Source organism: Flavobacterium adiutor (genome assembly GCF_048282555.1).
GTDB lineage: Bacteria > Bacteroidota > Bacteroidia > Flavobacteriales > Flavobacteriaceae > Flavobacterium.
Map to the genome: position 1 here is coordinate 4,069,061 of NZ_CP182487.1, position 21,353 is coordinate 4,090,413.

Annotated in this window: 10 protein-coding genes; 3 read left to right on the forward strand and 7 right to left on the reverse strand. The window is 33.8% G+C overall.

Annotated features, from left to right (window positions below; genetic code table 11):
- Positions 1-289: 289 nt before the first annotated feature.
- A complete protein-coding gene (locus tag ACNC7R_RS17220; RefSeq protein ID WP_417942266.1) occupies positions 290-3,055 on the reverse strand; it encodes a bifunctional aconitate hydratase 2/2-methylisocitrate dehydratase in 2,766 nt (921 codons plus the stop codon).
- A gap of 426 nt (positions 3,056-3,481) precedes the next feature.
- Between ACNC7R_RS17220 and ACNC7R_RS17225 the strand changes: the two genes are divergently transcribed.
- Both ACNC7R_RS17225 and xrtN read left to right on the forward strand, forming a co-directional pair.
- A complete protein-coding gene (locus ACNC7R_RS17225; RefSeq protein WP_417942267.1) occupies positions 3,482-5,974 on the forward strand; it encodes an XrtN system VIT domain-containing protein in 2,493 nt (830 codons plus the stop codon).
- Positions 5,974-7,215: an exosortase N gene (xrtN, locus tag ACNC7R_RS17230; protein WP_417942268.1), complete on the forward strand. Its 1,242-nt coding sequence runs from the start codon at positions 5,974-5,976 to the stop codon at positions 7,213-7,215. The genes ACNC7R_RS17225 and xrtN overlap by 1 nt, the downstream gene beginning before the upstream one ends.
- Positions 7,216-7,270: 55 nt before the next feature.
- On the opposite strand, the gene ACNC7R_RS17235 is transcribed toward xrtN, so the two are convergent.
- Both ACNC7R_RS17235 and ACNC7R_RS17240 read right to left on the reverse strand, forming a co-directional pair.
- Positions 7,271-8,224 (reverse strand): AAA family ATPase, encoded by a 954-nt coding sequence (locus tag ACNC7R_RS17235; RefSeq protein WP_417942269.1) that lies wholly within the window; start codon positions 8,222-8,224, stop codon positions 7,271-7,273.
- A 77-nt stretch (positions 8,225-8,301) separates the two neighbouring features.
- Entirely contained in the window at positions 8,302-9,735 is a 1,434-nt protein-coding gene (locus ACNC7R_RS17240; RefSeq protein WP_417942270.1) for a peptidylprolyl isomerase, read from the reverse strand.
- A gap of 337 nt (positions 9,736-10,072) precedes the next feature.
- On the opposite strand from ACNC7R_RS17240, the gene ACNC7R_RS17245 reads away from it, so the two are divergent.
- Positions 10,073-11,665, forward strand: coding sequence for a peptide chain release factor 3 (locus ACNC7R_RS17245; RefSeq protein WP_417942271.1), 1,593 nt, complete (start codon positions 10,073-10,075; stop codon positions 11,663-11,665).
- Positions 11,666-11,907: 242 nt separating this feature from the next.
- Here the strand turns inward: ACNC7R_RS17245 and ACNC7R_RS17250 are convergent, their stop codons facing one another.
- The 4 genes from ACNC7R_RS17250 to rplL all read right to left on the reverse strand — a co-directional run bounded on the left by ACNC7R_RS17250 (position 11,908) and on the right by rplL (position 21,351).
- Positions 11,908-12,216 (reverse strand): DUF3467 domain-containing protein, encoded by a 309-nt coding sequence (locus tag ACNC7R_RS17250; protein ID WP_025572408.1) that lies wholly within the window; start codon positions 12,214-12,216, stop codon positions 11,908-11,910.
- A gap of 57 nt (positions 12,217-12,273) precedes the next feature.
- Entirely contained in the window at positions 12,274-16,581 is a 4,308-nt protein-coding gene (gene rpoC / locus ACNC7R_RS17255) for a DNA-directed RNA polymerase subunit beta' (protein ID WP_417942272.1), read from the reverse strand.
- A 321-nt stretch (positions 16,582-16,902) separates the two neighbouring features.
- Positions 16,903-20,715 carry a DNA-directed RNA polymerase subunit beta gene (gene rpoB, locus ACNC7R_RS17260; RefSeq protein ID WP_417942273.1) on the reverse strand — a complete coding sequence of 1,271 codons (3,813 nt, stop codon included), beginning with the start codon at positions 20,713-20,715 and terminating at the stop codon, positions 16,903-16,905.
- A gap of 264 nt (positions 20,716-20,979) precedes the next feature.
- Complete coding sequence (gene rplL, locus ACNC7R_RS17265) at positions 20,980-21,351, reverse strand: 50S ribosomal protein L7/L12 (RefSeq protein WP_025572412.1); 372 nt, start codon at positions 21,349-21,351, stop codon at positions 20,980-20,982.
- Positions 21,352-21,353 lie beyond the last annotated feature (2 nt).

Below are 21,353 nucleotides of genomic sequence, written 5' to 3' on the forward strand. Positions count from 1 at the left end.
AATTTAAGGATTTTATTATGGTTTATGCCAAAATATTTGTTAATACTATTATTTAAAACTATTCTATTTTTCTTGAGAGGGAGTAAATTAAAAATCAATCTAATATGATTTTTTAGCTTTTACAATAACCTATTGTAATTACACCTCCACCTTTAAAAATAAGAAGCGTTTAACCCGCAGTGAAGAACGGATTAATATTACACGCAAATACCCCAGTCCAAATAAATAAATAAAAAAGAGGCAACCTATACTAGATTGCCTCTTTTCAGAAATTATGAAGTTGTTACTATTATAATTTAGTAGAGATTGGTTTGAATTTTGTTAAGTTGATACCTTCAACCGCAGCTTTATACTCTCCGATAGATGGCATTCTCCCTAAAATTGCAGAAAGTACAACTACTGGTGTTGATGCTAATAAAGATTCTCCTTTTTTACCCTCTCTATCCTCTACTACACGTCCCTGAAACAAACGAGTTGAAGTAGCTAATACAGTATCTCCTTTTTCAGCTTTTTCCTGGTTACCCATGCATAAGTTACAACCAGGACGCTCTAAATACATAATGTTTTCGTATTCTGTACGTGCTGTAGATTTAGGTAAGGCATCTGAGAATTCGAAACCTGAATATTTTTGTAACATTTCCCAATCACCTTCAGCTTTTAATTCGTCGATGATGTTATACGTAGGAGCTGCAACTACTAAAGGTGCGTTGAATTTAACTTCCCCATTTTGTTTTTCAACATTACGTAACATTTGAGAAACAATTTTTAAATCGTCTTTATGAACCATGCAAGAACCTACGAAACCTAAATCTACTTTTTTATCTGTTCCATAGAAAGATAATTCGCGAATGGTATCGTGTGTATAACGTTTAGAAATATCAACATTGTTAACGTCTGGGTCAGCAATCATTGGTTCTTCGATTAAATCTAAATCGATAACAACTTCAGCATAGTATTTTGCATTATCGTCTGGAGTTAAAGCTGGCTTAACACCTGTTTTAATTTCCTCGATACGTTTGTTTGCTTTATTAATTAAACCTTGTAAAACCTGGTTTTTGTTGTCCATACCTTTATCAATCATGATTTGGATACGAGACTTAGCAATTTCTAAGGATTGAATTAATGTTTGATCCTGAGAAATACAGATAGAAGCTTTCGCTTTCATTTCGGCTGTCCAGTCTGTAAATGTAAACGCCTGATCAGCTAATAAAGTTCCGATATGAACCTCAATAATACGACCTTGGAAAACGTTCTCACCATCAAATTGTTTCAACATTTGAGATTGCGTCGCATGAACTACATCACGGAAATCCATGTGCTGTTTCATCTCACCTTTAAAAGTAACTTTTACAGATTCTGGAATTGGCATAGAAGCTTCACCTGTTGCTAAAGCTAAAGCTACAGTTCCTGAATCGGCACCGAAAGCAACCCCTTTAGACATACGTGTATGTGAATCTCCACCGATGATAATTGCCCACTCATCAATTGTAATATCATTTAACACTTTATGAATAACGTCCGTCATTGAATGATATTCACCTTTAGGATCTCTCGCTGTAATAACACCAAAATCATTCATGAACTTCATTAATTTAGGAATATTAGCTTGCGCTTTTTTGTCCCAAACTGAAGCTGTGTGACAACCTGATTGGTAAGCACCATCAACAATTGGAGAAATAACTGTAGCCGCCATAGACTCTAATTCCTGAGCAGTCATTAAACCTGTAGTATCTTGGGAACCTACGATATTAACTTTCACACGTACGTCTGATCCCGCATGTAATGTTTTACCTGGAGTTACACCAACTGCATTTTTGTTGAAGATTTTTTCAACAGCAGTTAATCCTTGACCTTCTATAGAAACTTCTTTAGCTGGTGCAAATACTGTTGGAGCAGCAACTCCTAAAGTCTGTGCAGCAAATGTTTGGATTTTTTTACCAAAAACGATAGCATAAGATCCACCCGCTTTGATAAACTCTAATTTTTGAGGAGTAAAAGATTTAGAAATATCTTTTAATTCTTTATCACCGTTGTATAATTTTTTAGTTTTTGTATTGATTGTCAATACAGTTCCTGTAGCTACAGAATAAACTTCTTCTAAAACAGGATCACCTGCTTCGTTACGTACTACGTTTCCTTCTGCATCTGTTTTCTTTACCCAGTTTTGTAAGTCGATACCGATACCACCTGTAACGTCTACAGTAGTTAAGAAGATAGGAGAGATTCCGTTAGTACCTGCTACAATTGGAGCAATGTTCACGAAAGGAATGTATGGAGATGCTTGTTTACCTGTCCATAAAGCTACGTTGTTCACACCTGACATACGAGAAGATCCAACCCCCATTGTTCCTTTTTCAGCGATTAACATAACAGAAGCATCTGGATGCTGTGCTTGCAATGCTTTAATTTCTGCCTGAGCTTCAGGAGTAATCATACATTTTCCATGTAATTCACGGTCAGAACGAGAGTGTGCCTGGTTACCCGGAGATAATAAATCAGTAGAAATATCACCTTCTGCAGCGATGTAAGTAACCACTTTAATTTCTTCGGCAACTTCAGGTAATTTTGTAAAAAATTCAGCTTTTGCGTAGCTTTCTAAAATTTCTTTTGCAACTGTGTTGCCAGCGCTGTAAGCTTCTGCTAAGCGAGCTGTATCAGCATCATATAAATAAACTTGAGTTTTTAAAACTTCAGCCGCTTGTTTAGCAATTGCAGTATCATTGCCCAAAGCTAAATCAAGAAGTACCTCAATAGAAGGTCCCCCTTTCATATGTGACAATAATTCGAAGGCAAAAGCAGGTGAAATTTCTTTTACTTCAGATTCACCAAGAATGATTTCTTTTAAAAACTTAGCTTTCTCACTAGCTGCGCTAGTGGTCCCAGGCAAAGTGTTGTAAATAAAAAACTTAAGAGAGTCGTCTCTATATTCATTATTTAAATCTTTAATTTGCGCAATGATTTCGCTTAGTAATTCAGCACCATCAATAGGCTTCGGATGAAGACCCTGGGCTTTTCTTTCTTCAATCTCTTGAATGTAATCCTTGTAAATATTCATAATAGAAGTCTTTATAAATAGGTATTTTTATTTTTTTGTACGCAAATTTAGGAATTAAAGCTGAGAATTAAAAAAAATATAATGGATCGAGGTTTTTCAAAAATTATCATTGCAAAAAAACAATTATCACCTTCAAAAAATGATAAAAAATAAATTTTATATCAATAAAATAAATTATCAATAATTTAAAAAACTTTCTTTAACAAACTAAAAAATTAATGTTATAAAGCAAGTGAAATTTTCACCTCATTTTAAGAAAGAACTTTTCTAAATAAGCATTTACATCGTTGTAGTTTTACATCCCAACTTATTTTACACGTAAAACAACTTATTTATAAAAAAATAAAATTTAAATCCTCATATTTCAAATATTCTTATAACTTTGTAACTCAAAGTACTTTTATTTAAAAATAACTTTACATAGAAATGAACGAAATAAATTATCTTTTTAAAAATCGAATTGGCGCTACGATTAGCCTTTTTATCACAGCTTTTAGTGCTTCTCTCTTAATTTTATTATTAATAGGCAGTAAATATGATTTTGAGAGCTTTGAAATGATTTCTATAATCAATCTTATTATTATACTTCCCTATGCTGTAATTCTTAGTTTTAATGTTTTAAGAAATAAGGAAAAGTACCAGCATTTAATTCCTTTTTTATTTCTGAATTGGTTTATTGGATGTTTCTGCGCAAATATTTTAATCAATATATTCGAAAATCTTCCCATTTGGGTCTATTGCACAACCTTCCTGTTTTGCTTTTCAAACTTTGTCATTTACAGCGACATTAAAGACAAATACATTAACATTTTTTCCTATTTTATCAATGGGTTTTCCTGCTTGTTAATTTTATATTATGCCATATTTCTTATTCCTTTATCCTTTATTTCTCTAATTGGAATTATTGTATTAGGAATTGGATTTTATGGTTTAGTCCCTGGTATTGTAATTATTACTCACACCATTATACTTTCAAAAGTAATTTTAGATCATAAAAGAAACATGTACGCTTTTTGTGCCGGAATAGGCTCTGTTTTATTTGGCTTCATTCTGTTTACCTTATTATTAAATATAGAAAGCCAAAAAATAAACCGATACAGTATTACAAAAACATTTGATGAAAACAATGATCTGCCGGCATATATTAGAATTTCTCAAAATCTAAAACCAAATTTTTTCAACGAAATATTACTAAAGAAGAACATCGTGTATACTGCCACTGATGAATTCTTTATTTTAAGAGGCCTTGATGGTATTGGAAGCAATCAACAGTACAATGAAAGAAAAACGCACAATCCTTTTTTAAATATTGCTTATTATTTTACAGAAAATCCAGACTTAAGTACTGATGATCAAATAAATATACTCAAATCTAATTTTAACAAAAGACTCGAAACTGAAGAGCAACTCTGGAGCGGGAATGACCTCATTACCAAAAACATTAAAGAAGATGTAAAAATTTACCCTAATGAAAGATTAGCATACACCGAAATTACAATGGATATCGCCTGCGATGAAAAAAGCTGGGGACAAAAGGAAGCTATTTATTCTTTTCAGCTTCCAGAAGGTTCTGTAGCTACCTCATTATCATTATGGGTCAACGGAATAGAAAGAAAAGGAGTTCTCACCACAAAAGAAAAAGCAAAAGCTGCCTACAATCAAATTGTTGGTATCGAAGCACGCGATCCCTCTTTAATGCAATGGAAAGAAGGAAACAGGGTAACAGTTCGGGTTTTTCCTGTTACAAATGAAACGCCAAGGACTTTTAAATGTGGTTTCACGACTCCCTTAAAAGTCAAAGACACCAAAATGACTTATCAAAGTCTGAACATCAAAGGCCCAAATATTAACAATGCCGCTACAATTTCAAGAATTCAGATAAGCGGAAATACCGCATTTGAAGCTTCAAAAGATTTTGATTTTGAAAATAATTATTACATCAACAATTCTAAAGGCTTAGATGAATGGCAAGCGGAACTTCCTTTAACCACACAGCCCTCCAATAGCACCTTTGTCTGGAAAAATAAAAGTTATGAAGCAAAGCCAATCCAAAAAGAAAAAATTCGATTTTATCCGTCTGAAATAATCTTAGATCTGACTAACAATTGGAATATCGAAGAAGTTTTATCTCTCCTGAAAATCGCTGACAAAAAATACTTTGTCATAATCAACAATGCCAAACAAGAAATCAATACCACAAATTATGAATACATATTTGATCAGTTTCATGAACTCAATTATTCTCTTTTACCTTTATTCAAAATGAAGAACAATAGTTTAATTATAACAAAATGTGGTACATTTTCTTCTAATTTTGAGGAGTTAGAATCTTCTGATTATTTGAAAAAGATTAAAACATCCACAAAAAGCAAACATTTAAAAGTCATTAATATTTCTGATGAAATAAATCCTTTTTGGCAGACGGTAAAAGAACAGCGTTATGTTGAATATCTTCAAACCGATATTAAAAACTGCTCAAATATTATTGGCACAAATAGTTTTATAAAATTTAAAACATTCGAAAACAGTATTAATATAGAAACAGCCGGAATTGCAATTCAAGAAAATCCTATTCTTGAAAAAACCACCAGCAAAGGATCTAATCATCTGTACAGAATGTTTTGCTTTGGAAAAGTTTTAAATAATCAGGTAGAAATTCAAAATGACTCATTAAAACAAAACAAATATGTTGATTTAGCTAAAGATGCTAATATTGTTACACCAATTTCGTCTTTAATTGTTCTGGAAACCGATGAAGATTATAAAAATAAAGGAATCGAAAAAAATATTGATACTTTAGGAAATGCTTCTATCAATAATGACGGATCTGTTCCGGAACCTCATGAATGGCTTTTAATCATTATTGGTTTTACAACACTTTTCTTCTATTACAGAAAAAACAAAAAGCAAGTTATCTAATGAAAGACTTTTTATCACAGAACAAAAAAGTAATTTTAATTTTGATTTTGTTTATTCTGTTAATCATAAATTATAATATTGTTGTTGCTGGTCTTGACAGTAACCTTTTCGGAATTGTTTTCTCAATATTATTATTTCTTATCGGGGGTAGAAAAACTTCACTCAACATGAACTATCCTCTTTTAGGAATGATTTTTATACTGGAATTCATAAGCTTTCGTATACACACAAAATCGTTGCATTTTTTAGCATTGTCATTTTTGATTTGCTTTCTGTATTATAGCTTCACCCGAAAATTTTCATTTATAGCTTTTATCTGTATCCTGTTATTTTCATCTCTTTTTAATACTTTTTTCGACTATTTGACAACTGAAATAAAACAGACACTCTGTTATACTGTTTATTTAACCCTGAAGAATTTCATTATAATAGACAAAATTGAAGGCGTTAATTTTTATATTAACAACACCAAAATTACCATTGATACAGCCTGCATGGGATTATCTATGTTTAAAACAGGATTACTCTTCGGTGCTTTATTACTGACTTTAGAAGAACGGAAACAACAAACATATTTCAGTATAAGACAAATTCTTACGTTTTGTTTCGTTGTAATTGTTTTGAATATTATTTCGAATTATTTCAGGATTCTATCGCTGATTTTATTTGATTGTACTGAAGAGAATGTTTTGCATCATAGTATTGGGTTACTTTGTTTTATATTTTATCAAATTGCCCCCATGCTATTTTTGATTCGTTTTTTTAAAACTGAACAAAAAAAAACTATTCATAAAACACAATCATTACCTGCTGTACTACCCTTTTTGATAGGCACAGTAATTATTTTTATTACTAGTCTGGAAATCAAAAAAGAAACACATTACGATCTATTGGAAAATCTAAATCCTGAATATCAAATTGAGAACGGGATATGGATAAATAAGGAAGTTTTTAAAATCGTATCTCCTGAAAAACTCATTTATATTAAAACAATAACCCACAATCCTACAATTTGTTGGACAGGAGATGGCTATAAAATCACTGAATCAAAAAGAATTATAAAAAATAAGTCTAAAATATGGTTTGTGAAATTAGAAAAAAATCACATTCAATATCTTTCATATTGGTGGTATGAATGTGATCAGAAAAAATATACTTCAATCACAGAGGTATTACTAATAAAACTTTTTTACAACAAACCTGTCCGACTTATAAATGAAACAAGTAAATTGACTTTATAAAAAAAGCCTGAGAAATTTTTAAGTTTTCTCAGGCAATTGATAGTTTATATATTTTTTACATTAACTTTTGAATAATAATTTCCTCTGTTATTCCTTCAGCATCTGCTTTATAATTTTTGATAATTCTGTGACGCAAAATTCCGGTTGCAACTGCTTTGACATCTTCGATATCAGGAGAAAACTTACCATTGAAAGCTGCATGTGCTTTGGCCGCTAAAATTAAGTTTTGTGAAGCCCTTGGTCCTGCTCCCCAATCCAGATAATTTCTAACAAAATCATTAGTCAAACTATTACCAGGACGTGTTTTAGTAACAAGAGTGACTGCATATTCAATAACATTATCTGCCACAGGAATTCTACGGATCAAATGCTGGAAGTCTATTATCTCCTGAGCTGTAAACAATGGATTTATCTTCGTTTTTACATCCGAAGTAGTTTGTTTAACTACCTGAACTTCTTCTTGAAATGTTGGATATTCTAATTTTATAGCAAACATAAAACGGTCTAACTGAGCCTCTGGCAAAGGGTATGTCCCCTCCTGCTCAATTGGGTTTTGGGTTGCCAGTACAAAATAAGGTAAATCTAATTTATAATTTTGCCCAGCAATTGTTACAGAGCGTTCCTGCATTGCTTCTAATAAAGCAGCCTGAGTTTTCGGAGGAGTTCTGTTAATCTCATCAGCTAAGATGATGTTGGAAAAAATTGGTCCTTTGATAAACTTAAACTGCCTGTTTTCATCCAGAATTTCACTTCCTAAAATATCCGAAGGCATCAAATCAGGAGTAAACTGAATCCGTTTAAAATCAAGCCCCAAAGCCTGAGAAAGTGTGTTTATCATCAGGGTTTTTGCCAAACCGGGAACTCCAATTAAAAGTGCGTGTCCTCCTGAAAATATGCAAAGTAAAATTTGATCTACAACGGCATCCTGCCCTACAATGATTTTTGCTATCTCGGTTTTTAATTCGTTTCTTTTTTGAACTAAATTATGAATTGCTGCTACGTCAGACATTTATGAATATATTTTAAATTAAAAAGAGTTAGCTCTATGAATTCATAAAACTAACTCTTTTCTTTATTTAATAAAAATTATTTTTTCAACCAATTATTAGTAAAGGTACAATCTCTGTATTCGCCAATAATCTTAATATATGTGTCTTTAATTTTTGTATCAAACCATTTTGCAATGGCATTGATTTGTTTTTCTTTTAATGCTAACTCTTTGATTTTAGTATAATCTTTAGCATAGTCAGCAACATGAGAATCAATCCTGTTTGTTACAGTAATTAATTTATATGTTTTTTTACCTTTATCATCTGTATCCAAAAGTGGCTGAGAAATTTCATTATCTTTTAAATTAGAAACCTGACTATATAATGTAGCATCCATTTTAGTCAATTCAAAACGTGTATCCTGAGTATTCGGATTAACCAAAGTACCCCCATTTGCTCTTGTTTCTTTTTGATCAGAATCATTTCTGGCAGCATCTGCAAAAGAAATTTCTTTATTTACAATCTTATTTCTGATGTTTGTAATTCTTTCTTTTGCTTCTTTTAAAGCTGTTTCTGAAACTGTTGGCGAAATTAAAATATGACGCAATTCTACTTCTTGCCCTTTTATTTTATCAACCATTATAATATGGTATCCATATTGTGTTTCAAAAGGTTCTGAAATCTCGCCTTCTCCAAGGCTAAAAGCAACATCTTTAAATTCTTTCACAAAAGGAGTTTTTCTGGTCATTTTATAATAACCTCCATTAGGTGAAGACCCTGGATCCTGAGAATACAAAACCGCTTTTGTAGCAAAACTTGAACCTTCTAAAACATCTTTTCGAATAGAATTCAGTCTATCTTTAACTTTCTGTTTATCAGCATCTGAAACTTTAGGCTCTACTACTATTTGTGCTACTTCCATTTCAGCTCCAAAAGTTGGCAATTCATCTTTTGGTATTTTTTTAAAAAAATTACGAACCTCTTCTGGTGTTATTTCAACTGCATCAACAATCTTCTTTTGCATTTCAGAAGATAGTTTTTGCTCTTTTAAGATATCTGCAAAATAGGTTTTAAATTCCTCAACCGAACTCTTTTTATAGAACTCTACAATTTTATTGATATCCCCACCAGTCTGCCTCATCATATAAGCAAGCCTTTCATCCATCATACTTTTTACTTCGGCATCACTAACAATAATACTGTCCTGAATAGCCTGATGCGCATACAACTTATCTTCTAAAAGCTTCCCTAACATCTGACATCTGGTAATGTCTTTTACCGATCCTCCTTGAGAAGTGATCTCAAGATACCCTTTATCAATATCTGAGTCTAAAACAATATAATCCCCAACCGTCGCAATAATACCATCCACCTTTTGTTTATTGATTGAAGCCGCTTCAACCGGTTTCTCTGCTACAACATCTTTAATCACTTCCTGAGCAGAAATAACTAAGTTGAAAAAAAGTAAAAAACATATTGTCAGTGCTAATCTGTAATCAATCGTTTTTAGCTGTAATTTTTTTAATAACATTATTTTAAATTTAATTTTGAATGTAAGGCCTGCTTTAGTCTTTTCTTTAAAACTGAAATTAATTAAATCAATATTTTCAAAATTATAGAAAATAGAAAAAACTGTATCCGGTTTTCACAACTTATAACGAACAAAAATAACAATTCAATTACACAATCCAACTATCTGCCATACTATTAACAAAAAATTATACAGAACACAGATAATTAAAAACATCTTACTAATTTTCACTGTCATAAATAACAAAAAAGGAAAACCATCTAAACCAAAACAGAATACCATTTATTTTTAAATCGTATTAATTAATAGTACTTTTGCAAACCTATTTATACAAAATATGAGCTTTTTAAAAGAAATACAACGCAGAAGAACTTTTGGAATTATCTCGCATCCTGATGCCGGTAAAACAACATTGACAGAAAAATTATTACTTTTTGGAGGTGCAATCCAGGAAGCAGGCGCCGTAAAAAATAATAAAATAAAAAAAGGAGCAACGAGTGATTTCATGGAAATCGAACGCCAGAGAGGTATTTCGGTTTCGACTTCTGTACTTGCTTTTAATTATAAAGATAAAAAAATCAACATCCTCGATACACCTGGGCACAAGGATTTTGCTGAGGACACATTCAGAACTTTAACCGCTGTAGACAGTGTTATTGTTGTAATTGACGTTGCAAAAGGGGTTGAGGAGCAAACGGAAAAATTGGTTGCTGTTTGTAGAATGCGTAACATTCCAATGATTGTTTTCATCAACAAATTAGACCGTGAAGGTAAAGATGCTTTCGATTTAATGGATGAGGTAGAACAAAAATTAGGCTTAAAAGTTACACCTTTAAGTTTTCCTATCGGAATGGGGTATGACTTTCAGGGAATTTACAATTTATGGGAAGAAAACATCAATCTTTTTAGCGGAGACAGCCGTAAAAACATCGAAGAAACAATTGCTTTTTCAGATGTTCAGAACAATCCGGAATTAGATAAAATCGTGGGACAAAAAGCAGCTGATAAACTTCGTGAAGAATTAGAATTAATTGATGAAGTATATCCTAAATTTGAACGTCAGGATTATTTAGACGGAAAAATTCAACCCGTATTTTTTGGTTCTGCCTTAAATAATTTTGGTGTTCGCGAGTTATTAGATTGCTTTATTACCATTGCCCCTTCACCTAGACCAAAGGATTCTGAAACACGTACAGTTGATCCTTCAGAAGAAAAAATGTCTGGTTTTGTTTTCAAAATCCATGCTAATATGGATCCTAAACACAGAGACCGATTAGCTTTTATTAAAATTGTTTCCGGAACTTTCGAAAGAAACAAACCTTACTATCATGTTCGACAAAAGAAAAACCTGAAATTCTCTAGTCCGAATGCCTTTTTCGCAGAGAAGAAAGAAATAGTAGACATTTCTTATCCAGGTGATATTGTAGGCCTACATGATACTGGAAATTTTAAAATTGGTGATACTTTGACCGAAGGAGAATTAATGAGTTTCAAAGGAATTCCAAGCTTCTCACCTGAACACTTTAGATACATCAACAATGCGGATCCGATGAAGGCAAAACAGTTGGACAAAGGAATTGACCAATTAATGGATGAAGGTGTTGCGCAGTTATTCACATTAGAAATGAATAATCGTAAGATTATCGGTACAGTTGGAGCACTACAATACGAAGTAATTCAATATCGTCTGGAGCACGAATATGGGGCAAAGTGTACTTACGAGAATTTCCCGGTTCACAAAGCGTGCTGGGTGAAGCCTAATGATCCTAAAAGTGAGGAATTTAAAGAATTTAAAAGGATCAAACAAAAATTCCTGGCTCATGACAAATATGGTCAATTAGTATTTTTAGCAGATTCTGACTTTACTATTCAAATGACTCAAAGCAAATATCCAAATGTGAAATTATTTTTCACCTCAGAATTTGAATAAGCTACATCAAACAATATAGTATCAAAAAGCGCCAACTTTGAAAAATTGGCGCTTTTTTAATGGTATTAAATTAATTTTTATTTGGAAAAATTAATTTTCTTTATTTTATGTTAAGTCAAAATTAGAAGTAAACAATAATGTATTAAAACATATTCGTTGAAAGTAAATTAAATCAGACAAAATGCACATTTTATGAAAATAACTTCATAAAAAAAGCTCCTTTTACGGAGCTTTTTAAAAATTTATGCTTGTCCTGCCGGACCGAAATTAAGCGGAATTGGTGCCTGTTCAGTTTCTTTGATTTCGCCATGAGCAGCCTCAAATCGATGAATATTTTCACCAATAGCTCTCAATAATCTTTTAGCATGCTGTGGCGTCAATACAATTCTTGACTTTACTTTTGCTTTAGGAGTACCCGGCATAATATTTACAAAATCTAAAACAAATTCAGATGATGAGTGATTGATAATTGCTAGGTTAGAATAAATCCCTTCTGCAATAGTCTCGTCTAATTCAATATTAATTTGCTCTTGTTGTTTCGGATTACTCATAATTTCAATATTTTTTTCAATTTCCCTCCTTTCGGAAAAAGAGGGAATTGATAAGAATTAATAAATGTATTCTTCTTTGTTTGCCATCATTTCATTGTAATCGTCTTTTGATCCTACGATTGTATTATCGTATTCTCTCATACCAGTTCCCGCAGGAATTCTGTGTCCAACAATTACATTTTCCTTCAATCCTTCAAGGTCATCAATCTTACCTGCTACAGCAGCTTCGTTAAGTACTTTAGTAGTTTCCTGGAATGATGCAGCAGAGATGAATGATTTCGTTTGTAACGATGCTCTTGTAATACCTTGTAAAACTGGTGTTGCAGTTGCTGTAATTACGTCTCTTGCTACTACAAGGTTTCTATCATTTCGTTTCAATAATGAATTTTCATCACGCAACTCACGAGGAGAAATAATCTGCCCTGGTTTTAACACTGAAGAATCACCTGCGTCTTCAACTACTTTCATACCATATAATTTATCATTTTGAACGATGAAATCTTTAGTATGAATCAATTGATCTTCTAAGAATAAAGTATCTCCAGGATCCTGAACTCTTACTTTTCGCATCATCTGGCGAATAACTACCTCAAAGTGCTTGTCATTGATTTTTACCCCTTGTAAGCGGTAAACTTCCTGAATTTCATTTACAAGATACTGCTGTACAGCTGCCGGCCCCTGAATTCTCAAGATATCATCCGGAGTAATTGCACCATCTGACAATGGTACACCTGCTCTTACAAAGTCATTTTCCTGAACCAGAATTTGGCTTGATAATTTTACAAGATATTTTCTAACATCACCAAATTTAGATTCAATTACAATCTCACGGTTACCTCTTTTAATTTTTCCAAAAGAAACAACACCGTCGATTTCAGAAACTACAGCTGGATTAGAAGGATTACGAGCCTCTAGCAACTCTGTAATTCTTGGTAAACCTCCTGTAATATCTCCAGATTTAGAAGAACGACGTGGAATCTTAACTAAAACTTTACCTGCTTTAATTTTCTCTCCATTCTCAACCATCAAGTGTGCACCTACTGGTAAGTTATATGAACGAATCAATTCACCTTCTTTACCGTAAACCAATAAAGTTGGAATTAATTTTTTATTTCTTGCCTCAGAAATTACTTTTTCCTGGAAACCTGTCTGCTCATCAATTTCAACCATGAATGTTTGTCCTTGCTCTAAGTCTTCGTAAGCAATCTTACCAGTAAACTCAGAAACAATTACACCGTTATATGGATCCCATTTACAGATTACAGTTCCTTTAGCAACAGTATCTCCATCATTAACAAAAATACTAGATCCGTAAGGAATGTTATGTGTATTTAAAACAATTCCGGTTTTCTCATCAACTAATTTCAATTCCGTTGAACGTGAAACCACAATATCAACAGAATTTCCTTCGCTGTCTTCTCCTTTTACCGTTTTTAAATCTTCAATTTCAAGTCTACCTGCAAATCTTGTAACAATACTTGACTCTTCAGAGATACCTCCGGCAACCCCTCCAACGTGGAACGTACGAAGTGTTAACTGTGTACCTGGCTCACCAATAGACTGAGCTGCAATAACTCCTACGGCCTCACCTCTTTGTGTCATCTTACCAGTAGCTAAGTTTCTACCGTAACATTTAGCACAAATACCTTTTGTAGCCTCACATGTTAATGGAGATCTAACCTCTACCTTTTCAACTGGAGAAGCTTCGATAACTCTCATAATTGATTCCGTGATTTGTTCACCAGAAGCAACCATCACTTCATTAGTAAGAGGATTTATAACGTCTTGTAATGCAACACGCCCCAAAATTCTCTCTCCCAAAGATTCAACAATTTCCTCATTTTTCTTCAATGCAGAAACTTCAACACCTCTTAATGTTCCACAATCCTCGATGTTAACAATAACATCTTGAGAAACGTCGTGAAGCCTTCTTGTTAAGTAACCAGCATCAGCTGTTTTAAGAGCCGTATCCGCAAGACCTTTACGAGCACCGTGAGTAGAAATGAAGTACTCAAGGATGGAAAGACCTTCCTTAAAGTTAGAAAGAATCGGGTTTTCAATAATCTCACCACCACCAGCAGTAGATTTTTTAGGCTTAGCCATCAAACCACGCATACCAGTTAACTGACGAATCTGTTCCTTAGAACCCCTCGCCCCAGAGTCAAGCATCATATATACAGAGTTGAAACCTTGCTGGTCTTCTCTAATATTTTTCATTGCTAATTCTGTTAACTGAGCATTTGCTGAAGTCCATACATCAATAACTTGGTTGTAACGCTCGTTATTTGTGATAAGACCCATGTTATAGTTTGTCGAGATACCTTCAACTTGCTCTCTGGCATCTGCAATTAACTTCGTTTTTTGTTCTGGAATTCTAATATCACCTAAAGAGAATGACAATCCTCCTCTAAATGCGAATTTATACCCCATATCTTTCATATTATCCAAGAAAGCTGCCGTTGTAGGTACATCAGTCACACTTAAAATGTGTCCGATAATATCTCTAAGGTTCTTCTTTGTCAATACGTCGTTGATATATCCAGCTGCTTCAGGTACTACTTCGTTAAATAATACACGCCCTGCAGTTGTCTGGATGATTTTGTACACTAATTCTCCGTGCTCATTAAAATCTTTTGCTCTAATTTTCACACGAGCATTTAATTCTAATCTTCCTTCGTTTAATGCAATGTTTACTTCTTCAGCAGAATAGAAAGTCAAATCCTGACCAATAATTTTGTGATCTTCTGTAGAAATACGCTCTTTGGTCATATAGTATAGACCCAAGACCATGTCCTGAGAAGGTACAGTAATTGGAGCACCATTTGCAGGGTTCAGGATATTATGAGAAGCCAACATTAATAATTGTGCCTCTAAAATAGCCTCTGGTCCTAATGGTAAGTGAACCGCCATCTGGTCACCATCGAAATCGGCGTTGAAAGCCGTACATACTAATGGGTGTAACTGGATTGCTTTTCCTTCAATTAATTTTGGCTGGAATGCCTGAATACCAAGTCTGTGCAAAGTAGGAGCACGGTTCAGTAATACTGGGTGTCCTTTAATTACGTTTTCAAGGATATCCCAAACTACTGGCTCTTTCTTATCAATGATTTTCTTAGCAGATTTTACAGTTTTTACAATACCTCTTTCGATCAACTTACGGATAACGAATGGTTTGTATAACTCAGATGCCATATCTTTTGGCAATCCGCACTCATATAATTTTAACTCAGGACCAACGACAATTACCGAACGAGCAGAATAATCCACACGTTTTCCTAAAAGGTTTTGACGGAAACGTCCTTGTTTACCTTTTAAAGAGTCAGATAATGATTTTAATGGTCTGTTTGATTCTGTTTTAACAGCAGAAGCTTTACGTGTGTTATCAAATAATGAATCTACAGATTCTTGCAACATACGTTTCTCATTTCTTAAGATAACTTCTGGAGCTTTAATCTCCATTAATCTTTTCAAACGATTGTTACGGATAATTACACGACGATATAAATCGTTCAAATCTGAAGTTGCAAAACGACCTCCATCAAGCGGTACAAGCGGACGTAATTCTGGCGGGATAACTGGAACCACTTTCATAATCATCCATTCTGGACGGTTTTCGCGGTTTTCGTTAGACTCACGGAAAGACTCAACAACTTGCAATCTTTTTAAAGCTTCAGTTTTACGTTGTTTAGATGTTTCGTTGTTAGCGCTGTGTCTTAATTCATAAGATAAAGCATCTAAGTCAATACGCGCTAATAAATCCATAATACACTCTGCTCCCATTTTGGCAACAAATTTATTAGGATCTAAATCATCTAAATATTGGTTTTCTTGTGGAAGAGTATCTAAAATATTCAAATATTCTTCTTCAGTTAAGAAATCTAGTCTTTGTAAAGATTCTCCATCTGCATTTTTAGCAATACCCGCTTGGATTACTACGTATCTTTCATAGTAAATGATCATATCTAATTTCTTAGATGGAAGACCAAGGATATAACCAATTTTGTTTGGAAGAGAACGGAAGTACCAGATATGAGCAATAGGCACAACAAGATTGATGTGTCCTACTCTATCACGACGTACTTTTTTCTCTGTAACTTCAACACCACAACGGTCACAGATGATACCTTTGTAACGAATTCTTTTATACTTACCACAAGCACATTCAAAATCTTTTACTGGTCCGAAGATTCTTTCGCAGAAAAGCCCGTCACGTTCAGGTTTGTGAGTTCTATAGTTAATTGTTTCCGGCTTTAAAACCTCTCCTCTTGATTCTTTTAGGATCGATTCTGGTGAAGCCAATCCAATAGAGATTTTGTTAAATCTTTTTACTGGATTTTTATCTTTATTGTTTCTGTTATTCATCATAGTTTTTACTATTGATTTATTTTGCAATTAAAAAATTGATTCTTATCCTAGCCTAAAGTCAAATGTTATAAAGTTTTAAAGTCATTGCTGACTTTGGACTTTCAAACTTTCGACTTAAAACACTACCTCGGGTTACTTCTCTAAACCTCAAATTTAAATTTGAAGTGCTAGTTATAAAATGCCTCGCATTATTATAAAAAATCGGAACGGTTTACGGGTATAAATCTTTAAAAACTTATTATAAAAAAGTGTTCAGTATTCAGAATTTAGTGTTCAGTTCATCACTGATTACTAAATACTGAACACTGAATACTAAAAACATTATTCTTCCAAACGAAGATCTAAACCTAGACCTTTCAATTCGTGCATTAATACATTGAATGATTCTGGCAAACCTGGTTCTGGCATAGTTTCTCCCTTAACGATAGCTTCGTAAGTTTTAGCTCTACCAATAACGTCATCAGACTTAACAGTTAAGATCTCACGTAGTGTACTAGAAGCTCCATAAGCCTCAAGTGCCCAAACCTCCATCTCTCCAAAACGCTGACCTCCAAATTGAGCCTTACCTCCAAGTGGCTGTTGCGTAATCAATGAGTATGGTCCGATAGAACGTGCGTGCATCTTATCATCAACCATGTGTCCTAATTTAAGCATGTAAATTACACCCACAGTTGCTTTTTGTGCAAAACGCTCTCCAGTACCACCATCATATAGGTAAGTATGTCCGAAACGTGGTACTCCAGCCTCATCAGTCAAAGCATTGATCTCGTCTAAAGAAGCACCGTCAAAAATTGGAGTAGCAAATTTTCTACCCAAGTTCATACCAGCCCAACCTAATACTGTCTCATAAATCTGACCAATGTTCATACGTGAAGGTACCCCAAGTGGATTCAATACGATATCTACTGGTGTTCCATCTTCTAAGAATGGCATATCTTCATGACGAACGATTCTAGCAACAATACCTTTGTTACCGTGACGACCCGCCATTTTATCACCAACTTTTAACTTACGTTTTTTAGCGATATAGATTTTAGCCAATTTCAAGATTCCAGATGGTAATTCATCTCCAACTGTAATAGTAAATTTCTCTCTTCTTAAAGCTCCTTGTAAGTCGTTCAGCTTAATTTTATAGTTATGAATCAAATCATTAACCATCTTATTAGTAGCATCATCAGCAACCCACTGACCTTTGCTTAAGTGAGCAAAATCCTCTACTGCGTAAAGCATTTTTTGAGTATATTTTTTACCTTTTGGTAAAACTTCCTCACCTAAATCATTCATTACACCCTGAGATGTTTTTCCGTTAACAATCAAGAATAATTTCTCAACTAATCTGTCTTTTAATTCAACAAATTTAGTTTCGAACTCCATTTCTAAAGCTCCTAAAGCATCTTTATCCTGAGTACGTTTACGTTTATCTTTTACGGCTCTTGCAAATAATTTTTTGTCAAGAACTACACCATGTAAAGATGGAGAAGCTTTTAATGAAGCATCTTTTACATCACCAGCTTTATCTCCGAAGATTGCACGAAGCAATTTCTCCTCTGGAGTTGGATCTGATTCTCCTTTTGGGGTAATTTTTCCGATCAAAATGTCGCCAGGTTTAACCTCTGCTCCAATTCTGATCATACCGTTTTCATCTAAGTCTTTAGTAGCCTCTTCAGAAACGTTAGGAATATCGTTTGTTAACTCTTCATTTCCTAACTTCGTATCTCTAACCTCTAATGAATAATCATCAACGTGAATAGAGGTAAAAATATCATCGCGAACTACTTTCTCAGAAATTACAATCGCATCCTCGAAGTTGTACCCTTTCCATGGCATGAACGCAACTTTTAAGTTTCTACCTAAAGCTAATTCACCATTTTGAGTAGCATAACCTTCAGACAACACTTGTCCAGGAACAACTCTGTCACCTTTTCTTACTATAGGTTTCAAGTTGATACTTGTACCTTGATTGGTTTTTCTAAATTTAATTAAGTTATACGTCTTCTCATCAGCATCAAAACTTACCATTCTTTCTTCTTCAGTACGGTCGTATTTAATAGTAATGATGTTAGCATCTACGTATTCTACAGTTCCATGCCCTTCAGCATTGATCAATACTCTTGAATCAGAAGCTACCTGACGCTCTAAACCTGTACCAACAATTGGTGCTTCTGGACGGATCAAAGGAACCGCCTGACGCATCATGTTTGATCCCATCAACGCACGGTTCGCATCATCGTGCTCTAAGAAAGGAATTAAAGATGCAGAAATCGAAGCAATTTGGTTAGGAGCAACGTCTGTATAATGAACTGCAGATGGTTCAACAACTGGGAAGTCACCTTCCTCACGAGCAATTACATTACTAGCTGTAATTTTACCTGTTTCGTCCATTTCAATGTTTGCCTGAGCAATCATTTTTCCTTCTTCTTCCTCAGCACTTAAGTAAACTGGAGTACTTTCTAAATCAACTACACCATTTGTTACTTTACGGTATGGAGTTTCGATAAATCCCATTCCGTTTACTTTTGCATAAACACCAAGAGATGAAATCAAACCAATGTTTGGTCCCTCTGGCGTTTCAATTGGACATAAACGTCCGTAGTGGGTATAGTGAACGTCACGAACCTCAAATCCAGCTCTCTCTCTCGAAAGTCCACCTGGTCCAAGTGCAGAAAGTCTTCTTTTGTGTGTAATCTCAGCTAATGGATTTGTTTGATCCATAAATTGAGATAACTGATTAGTACCAAAGAAAGAGTTGATAACTGATGATAATGTTTTAGCATTAATCAAATCAATTGGTGTAAACACCTCGTTATCTCTAACGTTCATTCTCTCACGGATAGTTCTAGCCATACGTGCTAAACCAACACCGAATTGTTGAGACAATTGTTCACCAACTGTTCTAACACGACGGTTTGATAAGTGGTCGATATCATCAATCTCTGCCTTAGAGTTGATCAACTCGATCAAATATTTAACGATTGTAATGATATCCTCTTTAGTAAGCACTTGCTTATCCATAGGAATATCTAAATCTAATTTTTTGTTCATTCTGTAACGACCAACTTCACCTAAGTTATAACGTTGATCAGAGAAGAACAATTTATCTATAATACCACGAGCAGTTTCCTCATCAGGCGGTTCAGCGTTACGCAATTGACGGTAAATATGCTCTACAGCTTCTTTTTCAGAGTTTGTTGGATCTTTTTGTAATGTGTTGTGGATAATAGCATAGTCTGCCTGGTTGTTATCCTCTTTGTGTAACAAAATAGATTTTACGTTAGAATCGATGATCTCTTCAACATTATCTTTGTCGATAATGGTATCACGATCAAGGATGATTTCGTTACGCTCGATAGAAACTACCTCTCCGGTATCCTCATCTACGAAATCCTCGTGCCATGTGTTCAATACACGTGCAGCAAGTCTTCTTCCAATATATTTCTTAATACCAGTTTTAGAAACTTTAATTTCTTCAGCTAAGTCGAAAATTTCAAGTATATCTTTATCTCTTTCGAAACCAATAGCACGGAATAAAGTTGTTACAGGTAATTTTTTCTTTCTATCGATATATGCGTACATTACGCTGTTAATATCAGTAGAGAATTCTATCCAAGATCCTTTAAAAGGAATAACTCTTGCAGAATAAAGTTTGGTTCCATTTGCGTGGAATGACTGTCCAAAGAAAACCCCTGGAGAACGATGCAATTGCGATACTACAACACGTTCGGCACCATTGATTACAAAAGTACCACTTGGAGTCATGTAAGGAATTGTTCCAAGATAAACATCCTGTACAATTGTTTCAAAATCTTCATGTTCCGGATCTGTACAATATAGTTTTAACCTAGCTTTTAAAGGCACACTATAAGTAAGACCTCTCTCTATACATTCTTGAATGGTATAACGTGGCGGATCTACAAAATAATCAAGAAACTCCAATACAAAGTTATTTCTGGTATCTGTAATTGGAAAATTTTCCATGAAGGTATTGTACAACCCTTCGTCGCCTCTTTCGTCAGATTTAGTTTCCAATTGGAAAAAATCTTTAAACGATTTTACCTGAACATCTAGAAAATCCGGATATTGAGGAATGTTTTTGGTAGAGGCAAAATTCAATCTTTCAGTCTGATTTGTTATCATCAATGGACAAAATTTTGATTAAAAAAAAGTAATTTTTTTGTGTAAAAACACATTGCTTAGTTTATACTTTCTTTTTAAAACCAATACATCTTTAAAAATAAACTGAAAAAGCAGTTTCATTTTTTTTCTTCGTATTGATCAAAAACTCTTTCGTATATTAAACTATTTGATAATAAAATTTAATGTATTTTATTATACGAAAAATGGTTTAGGCCTTTGAGTGTTAACTCAGGACCTAAACCTAGTTCTTAAAACCGAGTTAAATTATTTTAATTCAACTACAGCTCCAGCTTCTTCTAATGATTTTTTAAGACCTTCAGCCTCTTCTTTAGAAACACCTTCTTTAACAGTACTTGGAGCACCATCAACTACATCTTTAGCTTCTTTAAGACCTAAACCTGTAAGCTCTTTTACTAATTTAACAACTGCTAATTTAGAAGCACCAGCTTCTTTTAATACAACTGTAAATTCAGTTTGTGCTTCTTCAGCAGCACCTTCTCCACCACCTGCAGCAACTACTACAGCTGCAGCAGCAGGCTCGATACCATACTCGTCTTTTAATATTGTTGCTAATTCGTTAACTTCTTTAACTGTTAGGTTAACTAATTGTTCTGCGAATTGTTTCAAATCTGCCATTT